We start from the raw sequence: 13,855 nt of genomic DNA, 5'->3' as shown, positions 1-13,855 counted from the left end.
TCCTTCTAAAATTTCAATCCTGCAGCACGGGCGCCATCAGCAAGCGCCTTGACCCGGCCGTGGTATCTGTAGCCGGCGCGGTCGAATGCTATTTGTTTTATGCCTTTATCGATGGCGAGTTTGCCGATCATCTTGCCAACTTCTGCCGCAACTTCTGTTTTCTTCTTGCCTTTGATATCTTTCAAATTTGCTGAGGAGCATGAGAACAAAACCTTCTGTTTTGTGTCATCAATAACCTGCGCGTATATTGCCCGGTTGCTACGAAAAACACACAACCGAGGACGATCGTTAGTGCCGGTCATCTTCTTTCGGATGCTCAGGTGCCGTTTCTTTCTGCCGCGAAGTGCCACTCGTTCCTCCTTATGCCTGTACTACCGCACGCTTGCCAATCTTCTTCTTCAGTACTTCGTCTTCGTAGCGAACGCCTTTGTGTTTGTAGGGATCAGGTTTCTTCGTCTTTTTTACCAGTGCCGCGGTATCGCCCACTTTTTGTTTGTCGATTCCCTTTAGAGTAATGTAGGTAAGATCGCCTTTTTCCGCGCTCTTCACGACCTTCAGTTCGCATTTTACATCTTTGGGTATGGCCACTGTTTTCGGCTTCACGTAGCCGAGGAAAAGCTGTAATCCCGTACCGCTCATCTGCGCTCGGTACCCGGTCCCCTCGATGATTAATGTTTTCTCGAATTCCTTGAGCACGCCGTCCACCATATTTATGATCAAAGATCTCATAGTACCTTGCTGCGCCGCTGATTGTTTAGTGTTCTCGAGCGCCTGTGCCAGTACTTTGCCGTCCTCGATGACAACCTGCACCTTAGGACAGATACTCTGTGCCAAACTACCGAGCGGTCCCGTGACCTTGACCTTTCCGCCGGCAACCTCGATCTTCACCTTCTCCGGAATCACTATCGGACGAAAACGATTCTTTGACATTTGCGCCCTCCGTTAGTAAACGTAGGCGATGATCTCGCCACCTACGCCTTTGCGCCGGGCTTCGCGGTCACTCAGCACACCAACTGGTGTTGTGAGTATTGCCGTGCCCAGGCCGCCCAGGACTTGCGGTATTTCCTTCTTGGAAACATAGAGGCGACGCGAACATTTGGAAATTCTTTCGAGATCTCTGATAACGGATTCACCGCTTTTAGCATATTTTAGCATGATGGTGATTTTTCTCTTTTTGGCATCAAGGGTGAAATTGTTAATATAACCTTCTTCGAGGATGACCCTGAGTACTTCGGTCTTCAGACGCGAGTAGGGAACAGTAACCTCTTGCTTTTTGCCACGGCAACCGTTCCTAATAATGGTTAGCATGTCAGCAATTGGGTCCATCTATCCTCCTGCAATTGTTTGAATTTCGACTCATGATTTTAACCATAGACGTTAATAATAGCTAATTCCAGGGAAAAGTCAATAGGTAAATAGCACAATTTCATGGTTATTGACATTGGTTCGTGGAGGTCTATATTTACCGATGAAAGAGGCGCTCCATGGGGGTTTTGGGATTATCGCGCTGGTCTTGTCTCTGCTGATCGTTGCTGCCGCCGTTATCATTGCAGTATCTTTGTATACAGGACAGGGAAGTGTCGGGTCAGAAAATATCACCACCCCCGTTGAGCGGGCGCGGAGCATTGAGTGCGAGGCACAGATCAGGAAGGTCAAAATACAGCTGCAGCTTTATCGGTATGAGAACGACCGATACCCTGAGAGTTTGGAGTTGTTAGAAGGTTTGTCAGCCATCGATCTGCGCTGCCCGGTTACGAGTAGCCCGTATGAGTACGATGTCGGGTCGGGGCTAGTATCCTGCCCAGACCACGTACGCTGATATCCCCCAAAAATACAGGACATTCAAAGAATATGCTTGACATATGTAAATATTTAAATATATTCATATATGCGGGAAGATATATTGAAGATGAAAGCAGCCGTTTTCAATGCGTTAGCGCATCCGCTCCGCCTTAAGATACTCGAAAAGCTTCGTGAAGGTCCTTGTTGCGTCTGTAAGATCATACCATTTGTTGGAGGTGAACAGTCAAATGTCTCGCATCACCTGTCCATTTTGAGGAAAGCAAACATAGTTCGGAGTGAGAAGCGAGGAGTCGAAGTCTGGTATGAAGTGACCGATTCAACGATCTTTGATATCGTAGATCTGGTGGGCGATTGTGTTTTCGCTAACTTGAAGAAAACCCGAGATATTCTGCAATCAGCAACGCGGGGCGTTGAGTGAAGGATTGGCAGAAGTTACTCTTATTTGTTGTTGTTTTCCTCTGTATCTATTTCCTGCCATTTAATGGGCTGAACCTGCAGCGTGCGATCATCGAAGCCTTTCTCATGGTTCAGGAATATGCGCGTGAGCATGTCCTTTTTTGCCTGATCCCAGCATTTTTTATTGCTGGTGCGATCAGTGTTTTCTTATCCAAAGATGCGATCTTTAAATATTTTGGGGCCAGGGCAAATAAGGTCCTTGCCTACAGCATAGCGTCGGTATCTGGCAGCGTACTGGCAGTATGTTCATGCACCGTATTGCCGATGTTCGCAGGGATATACACCCGCGGCGCTGGTATTGGTCCGGCAACTGCCTTTCTCTATGCCGGTCCAGCAATAAACGTACTGGCGATCATCCTAACGGCGCGTGTACTTGGTCCTCAATTGGGTCTTGCGCGCGCAATAGGAGCGGTGGTGTTTTCTGTAATCATTGGTCTTCTAATGTCATTTTTTTTCAAAGATAAGCAGGGCGTGGATGAGGAACTCACAACTGCCGAAACATCTGGATTGAAGTCGCGCTCTCTCTGTCAAAACGCCCTGTATTTTCTGGTGCTTGTTTTGATATTGATCTTTGCGGCTTGGGCAAAGCCAGAAGAGACTGTCGGGTTCTGGAACACAATTCACGGCATTCACTGGTATTTGACAGGTGCCGCATTGATCACACTCTTCGTAATGTTGTTTTCCTGGTTCAGAAGGGACGAACTCAATGAATGGATCTTTTCTACCTGGACCTTTGCCAAGCAGATCTTACCCCTGCTTTTTGCCGGTGTTCTCATCGCCGGGTTCCTGTTAGGTAGACCTGGTACCGATGCCGGGATCATTCCTTCGCGATTCGTGGCGATATCAGTTGGTGGCAATACACTATTCGCGAACTTCTTTGCTTCGGTGGCCGGCGCTTTCATGTACTTTGCCACGCTCACCGAAGTGCCGATACTCCAGGGACTATTGGGCAGCGGGATGGGCAAAGGGCCTGCGCTGGCCTTGCTCCTGGCCGGCCCGGCATTGAGTCTGCCCAATATGCTGGTGATCCGTAGCATCATGGGAACGAAAAAGACATTGGTTTTCGTGACGTTGGTTGTGTTGTTGTCGACGATCGTGGGCTGGTTCTACGGATTCTTATTCTAAGAATTGGATTCAGGCGGAGGAATGTAAGGAGAAATTATGACCAAAATTGAGGATCCCAGACATCTTGGTATCTGGGAGAAGTACCTCACGCTGTGGGTGTTTTTATGCATAATTGCGGGAATAGCGCTCGGTCGGCTATTTCCGCAATTGAGTGAAATCCTGAGTCGCTTTGAGGTTGCCAGGGTTTCCATTCCTATTGCGATATGTCTGTTCTGGATGATATATCCCATTATGGTTCAGATCGATTTTCGCCGTGTTGTGGTTGCCGGTAAAACACCGAAACCTATCGCGACCACCCTGATCGCAAACTGGGGTATAAAACCTTTTACCATGGCATTCTTTGCGTGGTTGTTTCTTGGTGTTGTTTTCAAGAATTTCATTCCGCACGAAACAGCACTCGAGTACCGGGCGGGTATGATATTACTGGGTGTCGCTCCATGCACTGCGATGGTTTTGATGTGGAGTTACTTGGCCAAAGGCAATATGGCGCACACGCTGGTAATGTGTGCGGTAAACTCTCTTTCGATGGTTATCCTGTACGCGCCGCTTGCCGGACTCCTGCTAGGTGTTTCTGGTATACCCATACCCTGGGCGACGATCGCATTATCCGTTTTGATTTACATATGTGTTCCATTGGGTGCCGGGTACTTAACCCGGTACATCAGTATAAAAAAGAAAGGGCTCGGCTGGTTCAACGGCCACGTCATCGCTCCCCTCAAGACAGTCTCGGTGATCGCCCTCCTGGTGACGCTCATCCTTCTTTTCGCACTCCAGGGGTATGTTATAATTAGTCTACCAGGCGCCATCGGCATGATAACGGTTGGCATTTTCGCGAATATCATTGTGGTTTTCGCATTGACCTATATCGTTGCCAAGATCATTGGAATTGGCTATGAGGATGCGGCGCCCAGTGCGATCATTGCGGGTAGTAATCATTTTGAGGTTGCCATCGCGGTCGCAACGACGCTCTTCGGGGTGAGGTCGGGTGCTGCGCTGGCTACAGTTGTCGGTGTGTTGACTGAGGTTCCCATGATGCTTTTTATTGTGTGGCTGTGTAAGAAGACAAAATGGTTTTTCAAATCATAGCTAGGATTTTAGTTGTGCCTTGGTTTGCAGAATTCGTGTTGAGAGGAACATGCTGGAGCCATTGGGAAAAAAGATAAAATCAATGTTTGGCAGACGGCAAAAAAAGCATACTGTCGAGGAGCGATGAAGAAAGCCATCAATACTTACTACAAAATCGGTATAGTGATAACGGTGATTATCATCGTAGTGTTTGTGATCATTTTGAAGTCTGTGACTTCAGACAGACAAAGAGAGGTTGAACATATTGGAGACAGTGAAGTGGGGATGGATTCGACTGCAATGTATCATTCGCAATTGGACACCAGCCTGAGCGACAATCGGAGTGAAGCAGTGACAGACGTCGACAGCCTTCAGAAGAAACAGGGTGAGCCAGAAGGCGAATCTCCTACTCCAGCCAGGAATGTGCTGGCGACTGTTAATGGCGAGGAATTGACCCTCACCGCGCTGAATAAAGAATTCAATGCATTGCCACCACAGGCAAAAGAATATTTCAAGGATGACAAAGCAGGGTTTCTGGAAGAACTCATCGTCAAACGGCTGTTGCTGCAAGATGCCCGGCGCAAGAAGATATCTGAACGGTCAGAATACAAAACAGCATCTGCACAAAATTCAGCACAAAAAGAGCAACTCATGATCAATATCTTGCTCCGGGAACTTGTTGCTAATGTGTCGATCACCGAATCAGAGCTGAGGGAATTCTTCGACAGAAACAAAGATCAGTTTCCACATAGGGACTATGAGTCGCTCAAGGAACAGGTTAGACCCAATGCATTGGAAGAAAAGCAGAGGTTGGTCATAGAAGGTTATATCAACGAATTACAGGCAAATGCGGCGATAGTGCGTAATGGAGAGTGGATTAAGGAGCAAGAGGCCGCCATTGCCGATAATCCTCTATCCAGAGCCTTAAGATCAGGGAGACCGGTCGTTGCCGATTTTGGCCGTGGTACCTGTATTCCCTGCAAGATGATGCTGCCGATTCTTGAGAAATTGCAGAAAGAATACGCTGGGCGAGCTGAGATACTTATCCTGGACGTCGGAGAATACGCTTCCTTGTCCAGAAAGTACGGGGTTATGATGATCCCAACCCAGATATTCTTCGATTCAAGCGGGAGAGAGGTCAACCGGCATCAAGGTTTCATGGCTGAAGAAGACATCGTTGCCCAGTTGAAGAAAATGGGGGTGGAGTGATTGATGATCATTGAGCTTCTTACGTGGTTAACAAAGGCAATTGAGGGCAATCCTGTTATTGCCGTAAGCGCATCCTTTATCTGGGGTATCCTCAGCATTGTTTTAAGCCCTTGCCACCTTGCTAGCATTCCCTTGATCGTTGGCTACGTCGATGAGCAGGGACGGATATCAGTTAAAAGGGCTTTTTGGATTTCAGTACTCTTCGCCACCGGCATCCTGGTGACCATAGCATTGGTAGGTTTGATTACCGCCTTTGCTGGACGTATGCTCGGCGATATTGGTGCGATCGGCAATTATTTTGTCGCGGTGATATTTTTTGTCATTGGCTTGCATCTGCTGGATGTCTTTCGGTTACCTTGGTCAGGATCAGGGGGCAGGCAGATGAAACGCAAGGGTCTGATTGGAGCGTTTATTATCGGATTGATTTTTGGTCTTGCCCTTGGGCCTTGCACCTTTGCGTACATGGCACCGATGCTTGGTGTTGTTTTCAAGGTCGCCGCCGAGAGATCGTTTTTTGCGATCGGGTTGTTGCTCGCCTATGGTATCGGGCATTGCTCAATAATCGTCCTTGCCGGTTCATTGACCGAAACCGTTACTCATTATTTAAACTGGACTGAGCGGTCAAGGGGTGCTCTCATTGTGAGAAAGATATGTGGCATTCTGGTTATCCTCGGCGGTATTTATCTAATAATCACATCCTAATGTTCTTTAGGCATTCAGGTATTCCGGCATTTAGGTGTTTAGGTACTTAGGCATTTCTACGAAGGAGGTATTATGGAGATAAGAATTTTAGGTCCTGGTTGTCCAAGATGCAATGAGGTGGAAAAGAGAACGATCGATGTTCTCGCCGGTCTGAACATCGCGGCTGATGTTCAGAAAGTCACGGACATCAAGAAGATAATGGAATACAAGATCATGGCGACGCCCGGACTCGTCATTAACGGCAAGATCAAGTGTTCCGGGAGAATACCGAGTAAGGAAGAAATAAAAAACTGGATAGAGGAAGAGAACCCCTAATCGACCACTCCACCTTGTTTGTATCCTGTCAGTTTCTTTTTAGTGCATCAAAATCAATTTGGCGGTCTGCGTCGATAATCCATCCGCAATTCTGACGAAGTAAATGCCGCCGGGGAGTTTCTTCCCGGAATTGTCCGTACCATCCCATTTTACCGATAAGAGATTGCCGATTTCAGATGATTGTGTGGGGATATTTTTCACCACACGTCCGGCCACATCATGGATCGTTAGACCTTCTAGACTTGCTGCCTGTACCGTAAACGAGATCGTGAAGAGCGCATTACCGATGGTCGGTCGTATAACCATTCCTGTGCTTCCCGACTGGTCCTTTGTCAGCTCCTCGATTCCTGTACCGGTGGGGACTGCGAGTAATGCCAGTGCCGCGATTTCCGCCTTGGTCGCTTCGGTACAAAATGCGAGGTCATTGAATCCGGCGCCGATACTATCGCCTGGTGTGTGAACGAATGGATTGTTCGTTCCATAATCCCAGTCTTCGATGTTGCACAGCGCAACATAGCCCTGATCCCAGAATGACGCGTGGTCTGAATAGACCATGGTTGAAGAGAGCTGTTTGTGTGTCGTGAGCGTAGTATAGGTGTCTGCTGCGGCGATGAAGAAGTCAGCAAAGGGTTCGCACGGCGGGTTGGTCGGTTTTGCAATTACCTCGAGCGACTCGGGCTGCATATCGACATACGCGAGCATGTCGCCGTTGATCACTCCAAGAATGCTGTCACCCGCAATTCGAGCGATCGCAGCGTAATATTCGCTTCCATACATTCCCATTTCTTCGCCGGAAAATGCTATGTAGCGGATCGAATACTCAAAATCATAATTGCTCATCACCCGCGCCGCCTCCAGTACTGCCGACGTGCCGCTTGCATTGTCATCCGCGCCCGGTGCTAAGTTGGGCGAGTAGAAGGCATAAGAGTCAAAGTGTCCGCATATCACTGCATATATCGAATCAGGGTAGACGGTGCCGTGTTTGACGGCAATGACATTCGGCGCGTGACCGCTGGTATGATTCTGAAAATAGATCGAGTCGCATCCGATCGAGTCAAACTTACTGAAGATCCAGTTAGCCGCGGCCATGCAAGAATCATGTGTCGACAGTCTCGTCTGGAAATCCTGCATTCTCTGCACTTTCGCTATTATGCTGTCGGCATCGACAAGGTCCACGATGTCTTGAACAGTTTGGTCGTAGCGTACCGATGGAAAATCTGCCTCACTCCTGAGGACCATCGGCGTGAAAGTTAGACGTTTGACCATTACCTTGTGGTCAAGGAGCGATTCCAGCATGCCAGGATGTACCTTTAGCAGGTAGTCATCACCGTCCCGGGTCAGGATATCTGCGAATTGTGTCAGGTCCGTGTTTTTCTCCATCGGACGTGCAATGTAATACTGGCCCTCTTGTAGTCCAGTGTCGAGTATATAATAATTAAGCGACGAGATATCTTCGAGTTCAGTCGCCTCATGCAAGACGATCGCCGAGTTTTCGAATTCTGCCAGGATCTTCAACTCCTGCTCTGCGAGGGGAGCAAATCCTGTTTGGTCAAGATCGACCCTGATAAGATACTCGTCCGCTATCGCAAAGACGAGGGTTACTGCCAATAAAGATAAGACTTTTTTCATCATTTTTCACCTCATTTATTTAGACAATAATTGATCGAATAAGTTACTCACAAAGTCGAATTCCCCTGATTTCGTGAGCCAATTCTTTTGGTGCTGAAAACCCGACGATCGCGCAACGGTCGAATTTCTTAGCATCGATGACCCTGGTGATTTTCACTTCACACCGTTCTTTTCCTTCACGGTCAAGGCCCTTGGCAGTATCGCCTTTCTTAGGCCTGGGCAGAAATTCATACGGTATGTAGACAATTGAATGGTCTTCTGGTGTTTCATCGACGACGAATATCGCCAGGCCGGGACATCTGGGAATGCACACCAGGCACCCGGTGCATTTTTCATAATCGATCTGTGGCAGTTCGATTATTGAGCCGGGCATGGATATGGCATTATTCGGACACGCATCAACACAAGGATCGCACGGTATTTTTTCTGGACATTCGATAACGACGTATGGGCCGGAATTTCTACGCTCCGTCGACGCCTGGGTTTCCATGATTTTAAATGATACACAAAAAACGCTCGGCGTCAACATTGACGGTATGGTGAGATCCAGTTGTCTGATTCTGTGGTTGATGAGAACGTTCAGACAAGAAATCCAGTTTGTGTTGGTTCTGAGCAGCGAGTTGGATAGAGCACAGGTAAAAAAACAACAACTATATACTCTATGGTGGAAAATCCAAAGCGGGAAGAGATTATGACCGGCTTGACTCAGACGAAATTTCGGTTAGAATACTCCATGAAAATAATCTGTCGTTGTGAGGACATTACCGAGGAAGAGATAGTTCAGAAAATTAAAGAAGGGTATCAAACCATGGATGACCTGAAGAGAATTCTTCGGGTAACGATGGGGCTGTGCCAGGGCAAAGGCTGCCGCAGGCATATCGCCAAGATCCTTTCGCGGGAACTCAATATGCCTGTTGAGAAGATCGCGCAGCCGACCTTTCGGCCGCCGGTCAAACCCATTCCGATCAGCGCCACGGCTGAAAAAGAGTAACGATTCGATCAGGCAGAACTGAAGCAAAGAAGGTGTTTTAGTGTATGTATTGGATTTAGGCGATAGAGATTACAAAGAGGTTTGGGAACTCCAGAAAACCATCCACGAGAAACGGGTCAATGAAGAATTACCCAATACCCTGCTCCTCGTTGAACACAATCCAGTAATCACCATGGGAAAGAGCGGGCAAGAGAGCAATGTGCTTTTCCCGGAAGAATTCTTGAAGGAGAAGGACGTCGATTTCTATCATATTGAGCGTGGAGGAGACGCGACTTATCATGGCCCGGGTCAATTAGTAGGTTATCCGATATTCAATGTGCACGACGGGCTTGCCGGCATCAAGCCATTTATCACTGGAATGGAAGAGGCAATAATCGCAACCCTGCACGGTTTTGGCATAGAGGGATACAAGAAGGAAGATATGATAGGGGTCTGGACCGATTGGGGCAAGGTCTGTTCGATCGGCATCGCGGTCAAGAAGTGGGTTAGTTTTCATGGTTTTGCCTTGAACGTCAATACAGATTTGAGTTACTTTGATCTGATCGTGCCTTGCGGATTGAAGAACGTCGAAATGACTTCTATGCAAAGGATATTGGGAAAGAAAATTCCGATGAACGAAGTCAAGAAGAGCATCATCAGAAGTTTTGGTTTGACCTTCGATCAGGACGTTAAGCAAGTATGTTTAGAAGAGATTATTTGAAAAAGCCGGACTGGTTAAAGATAAAGATCCCGTCCGGGGACGAGTATAAATCCATATATCGCATCCTCCAGAAAAACAATCTTTCAACGGTCTGTCAGGAAGCACGTTGTCCCAATATCTCGGAGTGCTGGAAGCAAAAGAGCGCGACCGTTATGATACTCGGTAAGGTTTGCACACGTTCTTGCCGGTTCTGTGCCGTGAGAACCGGAGACCCGAAGGGGCTACTGGACCCTCAAGAAGCAGATCATGTTGCCGAGGTCATAAGATCCCTTGGATTGAAATACGTTGTCATCACATCGGTCGACCGTGATGACCTCGATGATTTTGGCAGTCAACATTATGCAAATACGATAGAGAAGATTGCAGAGAAAAATCCCGATGTGAAAGTTGAAGCTCTCATCCCGGATTTCAGTGACAACGCAGAATGTCTTAAGAAAATCTTGGATGCGAGGCCCTTTGTGGTAGGGCATAATGTGGAGACGGTAAGACGGCTTACACCATTTGTCAGGGATCGACGTTGCGGTTATGAGACGTCTTTGAGTGTGCTCAGAAAATGTAAGGAATTGAACCGGCAAATGATCACAAAAAGCGGGGTCATGGTGGGTCTGAGTGAAGAGGACCATGAAATAACCGAAACCCTGGGCGATCTGAAAGATGCCGGTGTCGATATCGTAACGATCGGTCAATACTTGCAGCCTACCATAAAACATGTTCCAGTGCAGAGGTATTACTCGCCTGATGAGTTCGGCAAGTTCGTGCATATTGGACAGAGCATCGGAATAAAACACGTTATCAGCGGACCGCTGGTACGCTCATCCTATCACGCGGCAGAGATTTTTAAATGAGCACGGGAGGAGCGTTCCGTGAGTATTGTTTCAGCAGGGTGAGAGCTATTGGCTGCTGATCGTCTCTTGACTCTGCTTCATTAGTCAATATAATATGGAAATTTTGTATATTCTCTTGCCAACAATCGACGTATTTTTTCTATATTATTCACAATACTTGAGGAGGTATCAGTGAAGAAGGCATTTGGTTTTTTTATTTTTTGTCTCGCTGTAGGATCTATGCAGGCACAGCCGGTGCTTGTTACGGTCGAACTTGGTGATAACACCCGCATCGAGAATTGGCTGGAAAAGAAATATCCCACGTATGAGTTCATCGATAATAAGGCAGTTGCCGAAATCATCGAGACGGATATGGTTGCACTGCGGGCAGATGGGTATGTCGTTGAGGTCATTGACTACTCACCATGGTCGGGGATTTACTACTTGAGTGAGGTTCCTGTCGATCTGGAATCAGCGATCCCCGGTGACATATTATGGCAGGGCACCAATATTTCGCTCATCAAAATATCGGAGGATCAAAACGTGGAGTTGCATAAACTGCCACTCCGATTCCAACCACTGAGGAAAAAGCAACTACCAGAGAGATTCTGGCGCCAGGTATTGAGCAAGATGGTTCCATTACACGAAGTTCGATGGGATCCATTCATCCAGAATATCGTTGACCAGGTGAATACGGATTCGATCACCGCATATATCCAACGGCTTCAGGATTTCAAAACGAGGCTTGCCCTGCATGACAGTTCGTTCGCGGCCTCTGAATGGCTGGCACAGAAATTCAACGCCTGGGGATTGTCGACCGCGTTTGACAGTTTTTACATGACGACTAACTGGCCCGGGTCCGGTTACGAGCGCAACGTGATCGCGACGATGCCCGGCTCGGTGATCCCATCCAGGATCGTTGTCATCGGTGGTCATCATGATGCGATAGTCTGGTGGGATACGACGCTGGCTAGCTGGAATGCGCCCGGTGCTGATGATAATGCATCGGGTACAGTCGCGGCGATGGAAGCAGCGCGCATATTCCGCAATTATTCGTGGGACCCTACGGTGCAGTTCATCACCTGGGGAGCCGAAGAACTTGGTCTTATTGGCAGTTATCATTATGCCGAGCATGCCGATAGCCTCGATCTTGATATCGGCGCGGTTTTGAATTTCGATATGATCGGATATATGGACGACTCGAATCTCGATTGCATTATCCAGCGTCGTTCTTCATCCCCGCTCTGGCTCTCCAACTTGTTTTATGAGGTCGGTCAGACCTACGTAGCACCCCTCGAGATATACAGGGTCACTTCCGGAGGGGGCTCGGATTGGTATCCTTTCGCGGTCCATGGGTTTCCAGCTGTGGGTGCGGCCGAGCGGGCTGGCAGCTTTTTCAACCCACATTATCATGATACTACAGATGTACTGTCGACGATGTCTCCCACTCTTTACACCGATATCATAAAGACGGGTGTCGCAGCACTAGCGGTTCTGTCGTTGTACCCCGGCCCGGTCGAGGACTTACTGGCTCTTGACCTGGGGACTGGTAGCGATGTGCAGCTGAGCTGGACGAGCAGTCCGGAGAATGATGTGGTCGGGTACAGGATTTGCTGGGGTCTTCAGAGCGAGGTATACATTGACAGCCTCTTTTTATCGGGCGCATCGAGTCACATCGATACAATCACCGGGTTGTTGAACGATTCTACATACTACATGACGGTCAGGGCACTGGATTCTGATGGTAACCCGAGCTATGCATCCTATGAGGTAACATGCACGCCGCGGCTGGTTCCTTTCGCGCCGGCCGGGATCATTGCCACACCGGTCTCATCAGGGGTGAGGATCGACTGGCTGCCGAACGACGAACTCGACCTGGCAGGCTACAGGCTCTATTGCCGGCTCAATGAGAGCCCGACATACGACAGTCTGAACACAGCGCTCTTGACCGATACGACATTCACCGATTATCCGCTCTCCGGTGCGAACCGTTACTACTATGCGCTTAGGGCTTTTGACCTTGCCGGCAATTACAGCGAATATAGTGTCGAGGCTTACGGCCGGCCTATCACGCTGGATCAAGGCATCCTGGTTGTCGACGAAACGAGCAACGGTACGAATCCCCCTGATAGTCTGCAGGATGCTTTTTATAATTACATAATGTCTAACTACACTCACACCGAGTACGAATACGGAAGTCCAGCAGAGGCACCTGTGCTTGCCGATTTTGTACCATATTCATCGATGTTATGGCATGCCGATGATTACACTCAGCAGTATGCGGATGAGCATGTCGAGGATTTCATTCAGTACCTCGAGGCCGGTGGTAATGTTTGGTTCGTAGGCTGGCGGCCCACGACTAACCTGGAAGGTATTACCGCATATCCCTTCAACTTCAATCCCGGGTCGTTCATGTATGATTATATGAGGATATCACACGTGGAGATAACCATGCCAGTTGATTCGTTCCAGGCGGCCGATGGTCTGCTGGGCTATCCGAGACTTGAGGTTGATACTGCAAAAGTACCTTTCAGCACATGGAACGGAGTATTGCGGTATATAGAATCACTAACGGCGGCTGCACCTGGCGAGGCGGTCTACACTATGGACATGCGTAATAATGGCAGTTCATATGAAGGTGCTGTGTGTGCAGTGCGATCTCTGGGTAATGACTACAATATCGTACTCTTCGCCTTTCCTCTGTATTTCATGGATCAGGACCAGGCACGGACAGCAGCAGAGAAGGTGATGAATGATTTTGGCGAAGTGGGAATTGCTGAGACACCCAAGGAAGGTGTTGTGTATCTTGATGTTCTTCTCGAGCAGAATATTCCCAATCCTTTCAGTGAACAGACAGTGATCAGTTACCAGCTCAATGCAGCTGGCCGCGCGCGTTTGCGAATATATAACATTGCCGGACAATTGGTAAAGACCCTCGTTGATTCCCATCAAAGCCCCGGTTCATACAGTATTGTCTGGACCGGACTTGACGAGCATAACCGGAGCGTGAGTAGCGGCGTCTATTTCTGCCGTCTG

General features: G+C 48.3%; 16 protein-coding genes. 11 read left to right on the top strand and 5 right to left on the bottom strand.

Features of this window, described 5'->3' with window-relative positions; genetic code table 11:
- Positions 1–5 precede the first annotated feature (5 nt).
- The 3 genes from rplR to rpsH are packed head-to-tail and all read right to left on the bottom strand — an operon-like array spanning position 6 to position 1,326.
- Positions 6–350 (bottom strand): 50S ribosomal protein L18, encoded by a 345-nt coding sequence (gene rplR, locus OEV79_02215; GenBank protein ID MDH4210246.1) that lies wholly within the window; start codon positions 348–350, stop codon positions 6–8.
- A gap of 10 nt (positions 351–360) precedes the next feature.
- Positions 361–930 (bottom strand): 50S ribosomal protein L6, encoded by a 570-nt coding sequence (gene rplF, locus OEV79_02210; protein ID MDH4210245.1) that lies wholly within the window; start codon positions 928–930, stop codon positions 361–363.
- Between the two features lie 12 nt (positions 931–942).
- Positions 943–1,326, bottom strand: coding sequence for a 30S ribosomal protein S8 (rpsH, locus tag OEV79_02205; protein ID MDH4210244.1), 384 nt, complete (start codon positions 1,324–1,326; stop codon positions 943–945).
- Between the two features lie 142 nt (positions 1,327–1,468).
- Between rpsH and OEV79_02200 the strand changes: the two genes are divergently transcribed.
- The 7 genes from OEV79_02200 (at position 1,469) to OEV79_02170 (ending at position 6,675) form a co-directional block, all read left to right on the top strand.
- Positions 1,469–1,819: a type II secretion system protein GspG gene (locus OEV79_02200; protein ID MDH4210243.1), complete on the top strand. Its 351-nt coding sequence runs from the start codon at positions 1,469–1,471 to the stop codon at positions 1,817–1,819.
- Positions 1,820–1,888: 69 nt separating this feature from the next.
- On the top strand, positions 1,889–2,221 hold the full coding sequence (locus OEV79_02195; protein MDH4210242.1) for a metalloregulator ArsR/SmtB family transcription factor: 333 nt from the start codon (positions 1,889–1,891) through the stop codon (positions 2,219–2,221).
- Entirely contained in the window at positions 2,218–3,384 is a 1,167-nt protein-coding gene (locus tag OEV79_02190) for a permease (protein ID MDH4210241.1), read from the top strand. The genes OEV79_02195 and OEV79_02190 overlap by 4 nt, the downstream gene beginning before the upstream one ends.
- 36 nt (positions 3,385–3,420) lie before the next feature.
- Positions 3,421–4,470 (top strand): ACR3 family arsenite efflux transporter, encoded by a 1,050-nt coding sequence (gene arsB, locus OEV79_02185; GenBank protein MDH4210240.1) that lies wholly within the window; start codon positions 3,421–3,423, stop codon positions 4,468–4,470.
- Between the two features lie 123 nt (positions 4,471–4,593).
- Positions 4,594–5,658 (top strand): thioredoxin domain-containing protein, encoded by a 1,065-nt coding sequence (locus tag OEV79_02180; protein MDH4210239.1) that lies wholly within the window; start codon positions 4,594–4,596, stop codon positions 5,656–5,658.
- A 3-nt stretch (positions 5,659–5,661) separates the two neighbouring features.
- Positions 5,662–6,360 carry a cytochrome c biogenesis protein CcdA gene (locus tag OEV79_02175; protein ID MDH4210238.1) on the top strand — a complete coding sequence of 233 codons (699 nt, stop codon included), beginning with the start codon at positions 5,662–5,664 and terminating at the stop codon, positions 6,358–6,360.
- A gap of 72 nt (positions 6,361–6,432) precedes the next feature.
- A complete protein-coding gene (locus OEV79_02170; GenBank protein ID MDH4210237.1) occupies positions 6,433–6,675 on the top strand; it encodes a thioredoxin family protein in 243 nt (80 codons plus the stop codon).
- Between the two features lie 39 nt (positions 6,676–6,714).
- Here the strand turns inward: OEV79_02170 and OEV79_02165 are convergent, their stop codons facing one another.
- Positions 6,715–8,307: a M28 family peptidase gene (locus OEV79_02165; GenBank protein MDH4210236.1), complete on the bottom strand. Its 1,593-nt coding sequence runs from the start codon at positions 8,305–8,307 to the stop codon at positions 6,715–6,717.
- Positions 8,308–8,347: 40 nt separating this feature from the next.
- The gene (locus OEV79_02160) at positions 8,348–8,794 is read right to left on the bottom strand and encodes a 4Fe-4S binding protein (protein MDH4210235.1); all 447 of its coding nucleotides are present in this window, start codon (positions 8,792–8,794) and stop codon (positions 8,348–8,350) included.
- A 243-nt stretch (positions 8,795–9,037) separates the two neighbouring features.
- On the opposite strand from OEV79_02160, the gene OEV79_02155 reads away from it, so the two are divergent.
- The 4 genes from OEV79_02155 to OEV79_02140 all read left to right on the top strand — a co-directional run.
- Positions 9,038–9,295 carry a (2Fe-2S)-binding protein gene (locus OEV79_02155; GenBank protein ID MDH4210234.1) on the top strand — a complete coding sequence of 86 codons (258 nt, stop codon included), beginning with the start codon at positions 9,038–9,040 and terminating at the stop codon, positions 9,293–9,295.
- 40 nt (positions 9,296–9,335) lie between these two features.
- A complete protein-coding gene (gene lipB, locus OEV79_02150) occupies positions 9,336–9,995 on the top strand; it encodes a lipoyl(octanoyl) transferase LipB (protein MDH4210233.1) in 660 nt (219 codons plus the stop codon).
- A complete protein-coding gene (gene lipA / locus OEV79_02145) occupies positions 9,974–10,840 on the top strand; it encodes a lipoyl synthase (protein ID MDH4210232.1) in 867 nt (288 codons plus the stop codon). Before lipB ends, lipA begins: the two co-directional genes overlap by 22 nt.
- A gap of 171 nt (positions 10,841–11,011) precedes the next feature.
- Positions 11,012–13,855: M20/M25/M40 family metallo-hydrolase (locus tag OEV79_02140; protein ID MDH4210231.1), on the top strand; the 2,844-nt coding region annotated here is incomplete at its 3' end.

The sequence above is a fragment of the candidate division WOR-3 bacterium genome, from assembly GCA_029858255.1.
In the GTDB taxonomy this organism is placed as follows: domain Bacteria; phylum Hydrothermota; class Tepidihabitantia; order SM23-42; family SM23-42; genus SM23-42.
This window is presented reverse-complemented; position numbering and strand designations above follow the sequence as displayed.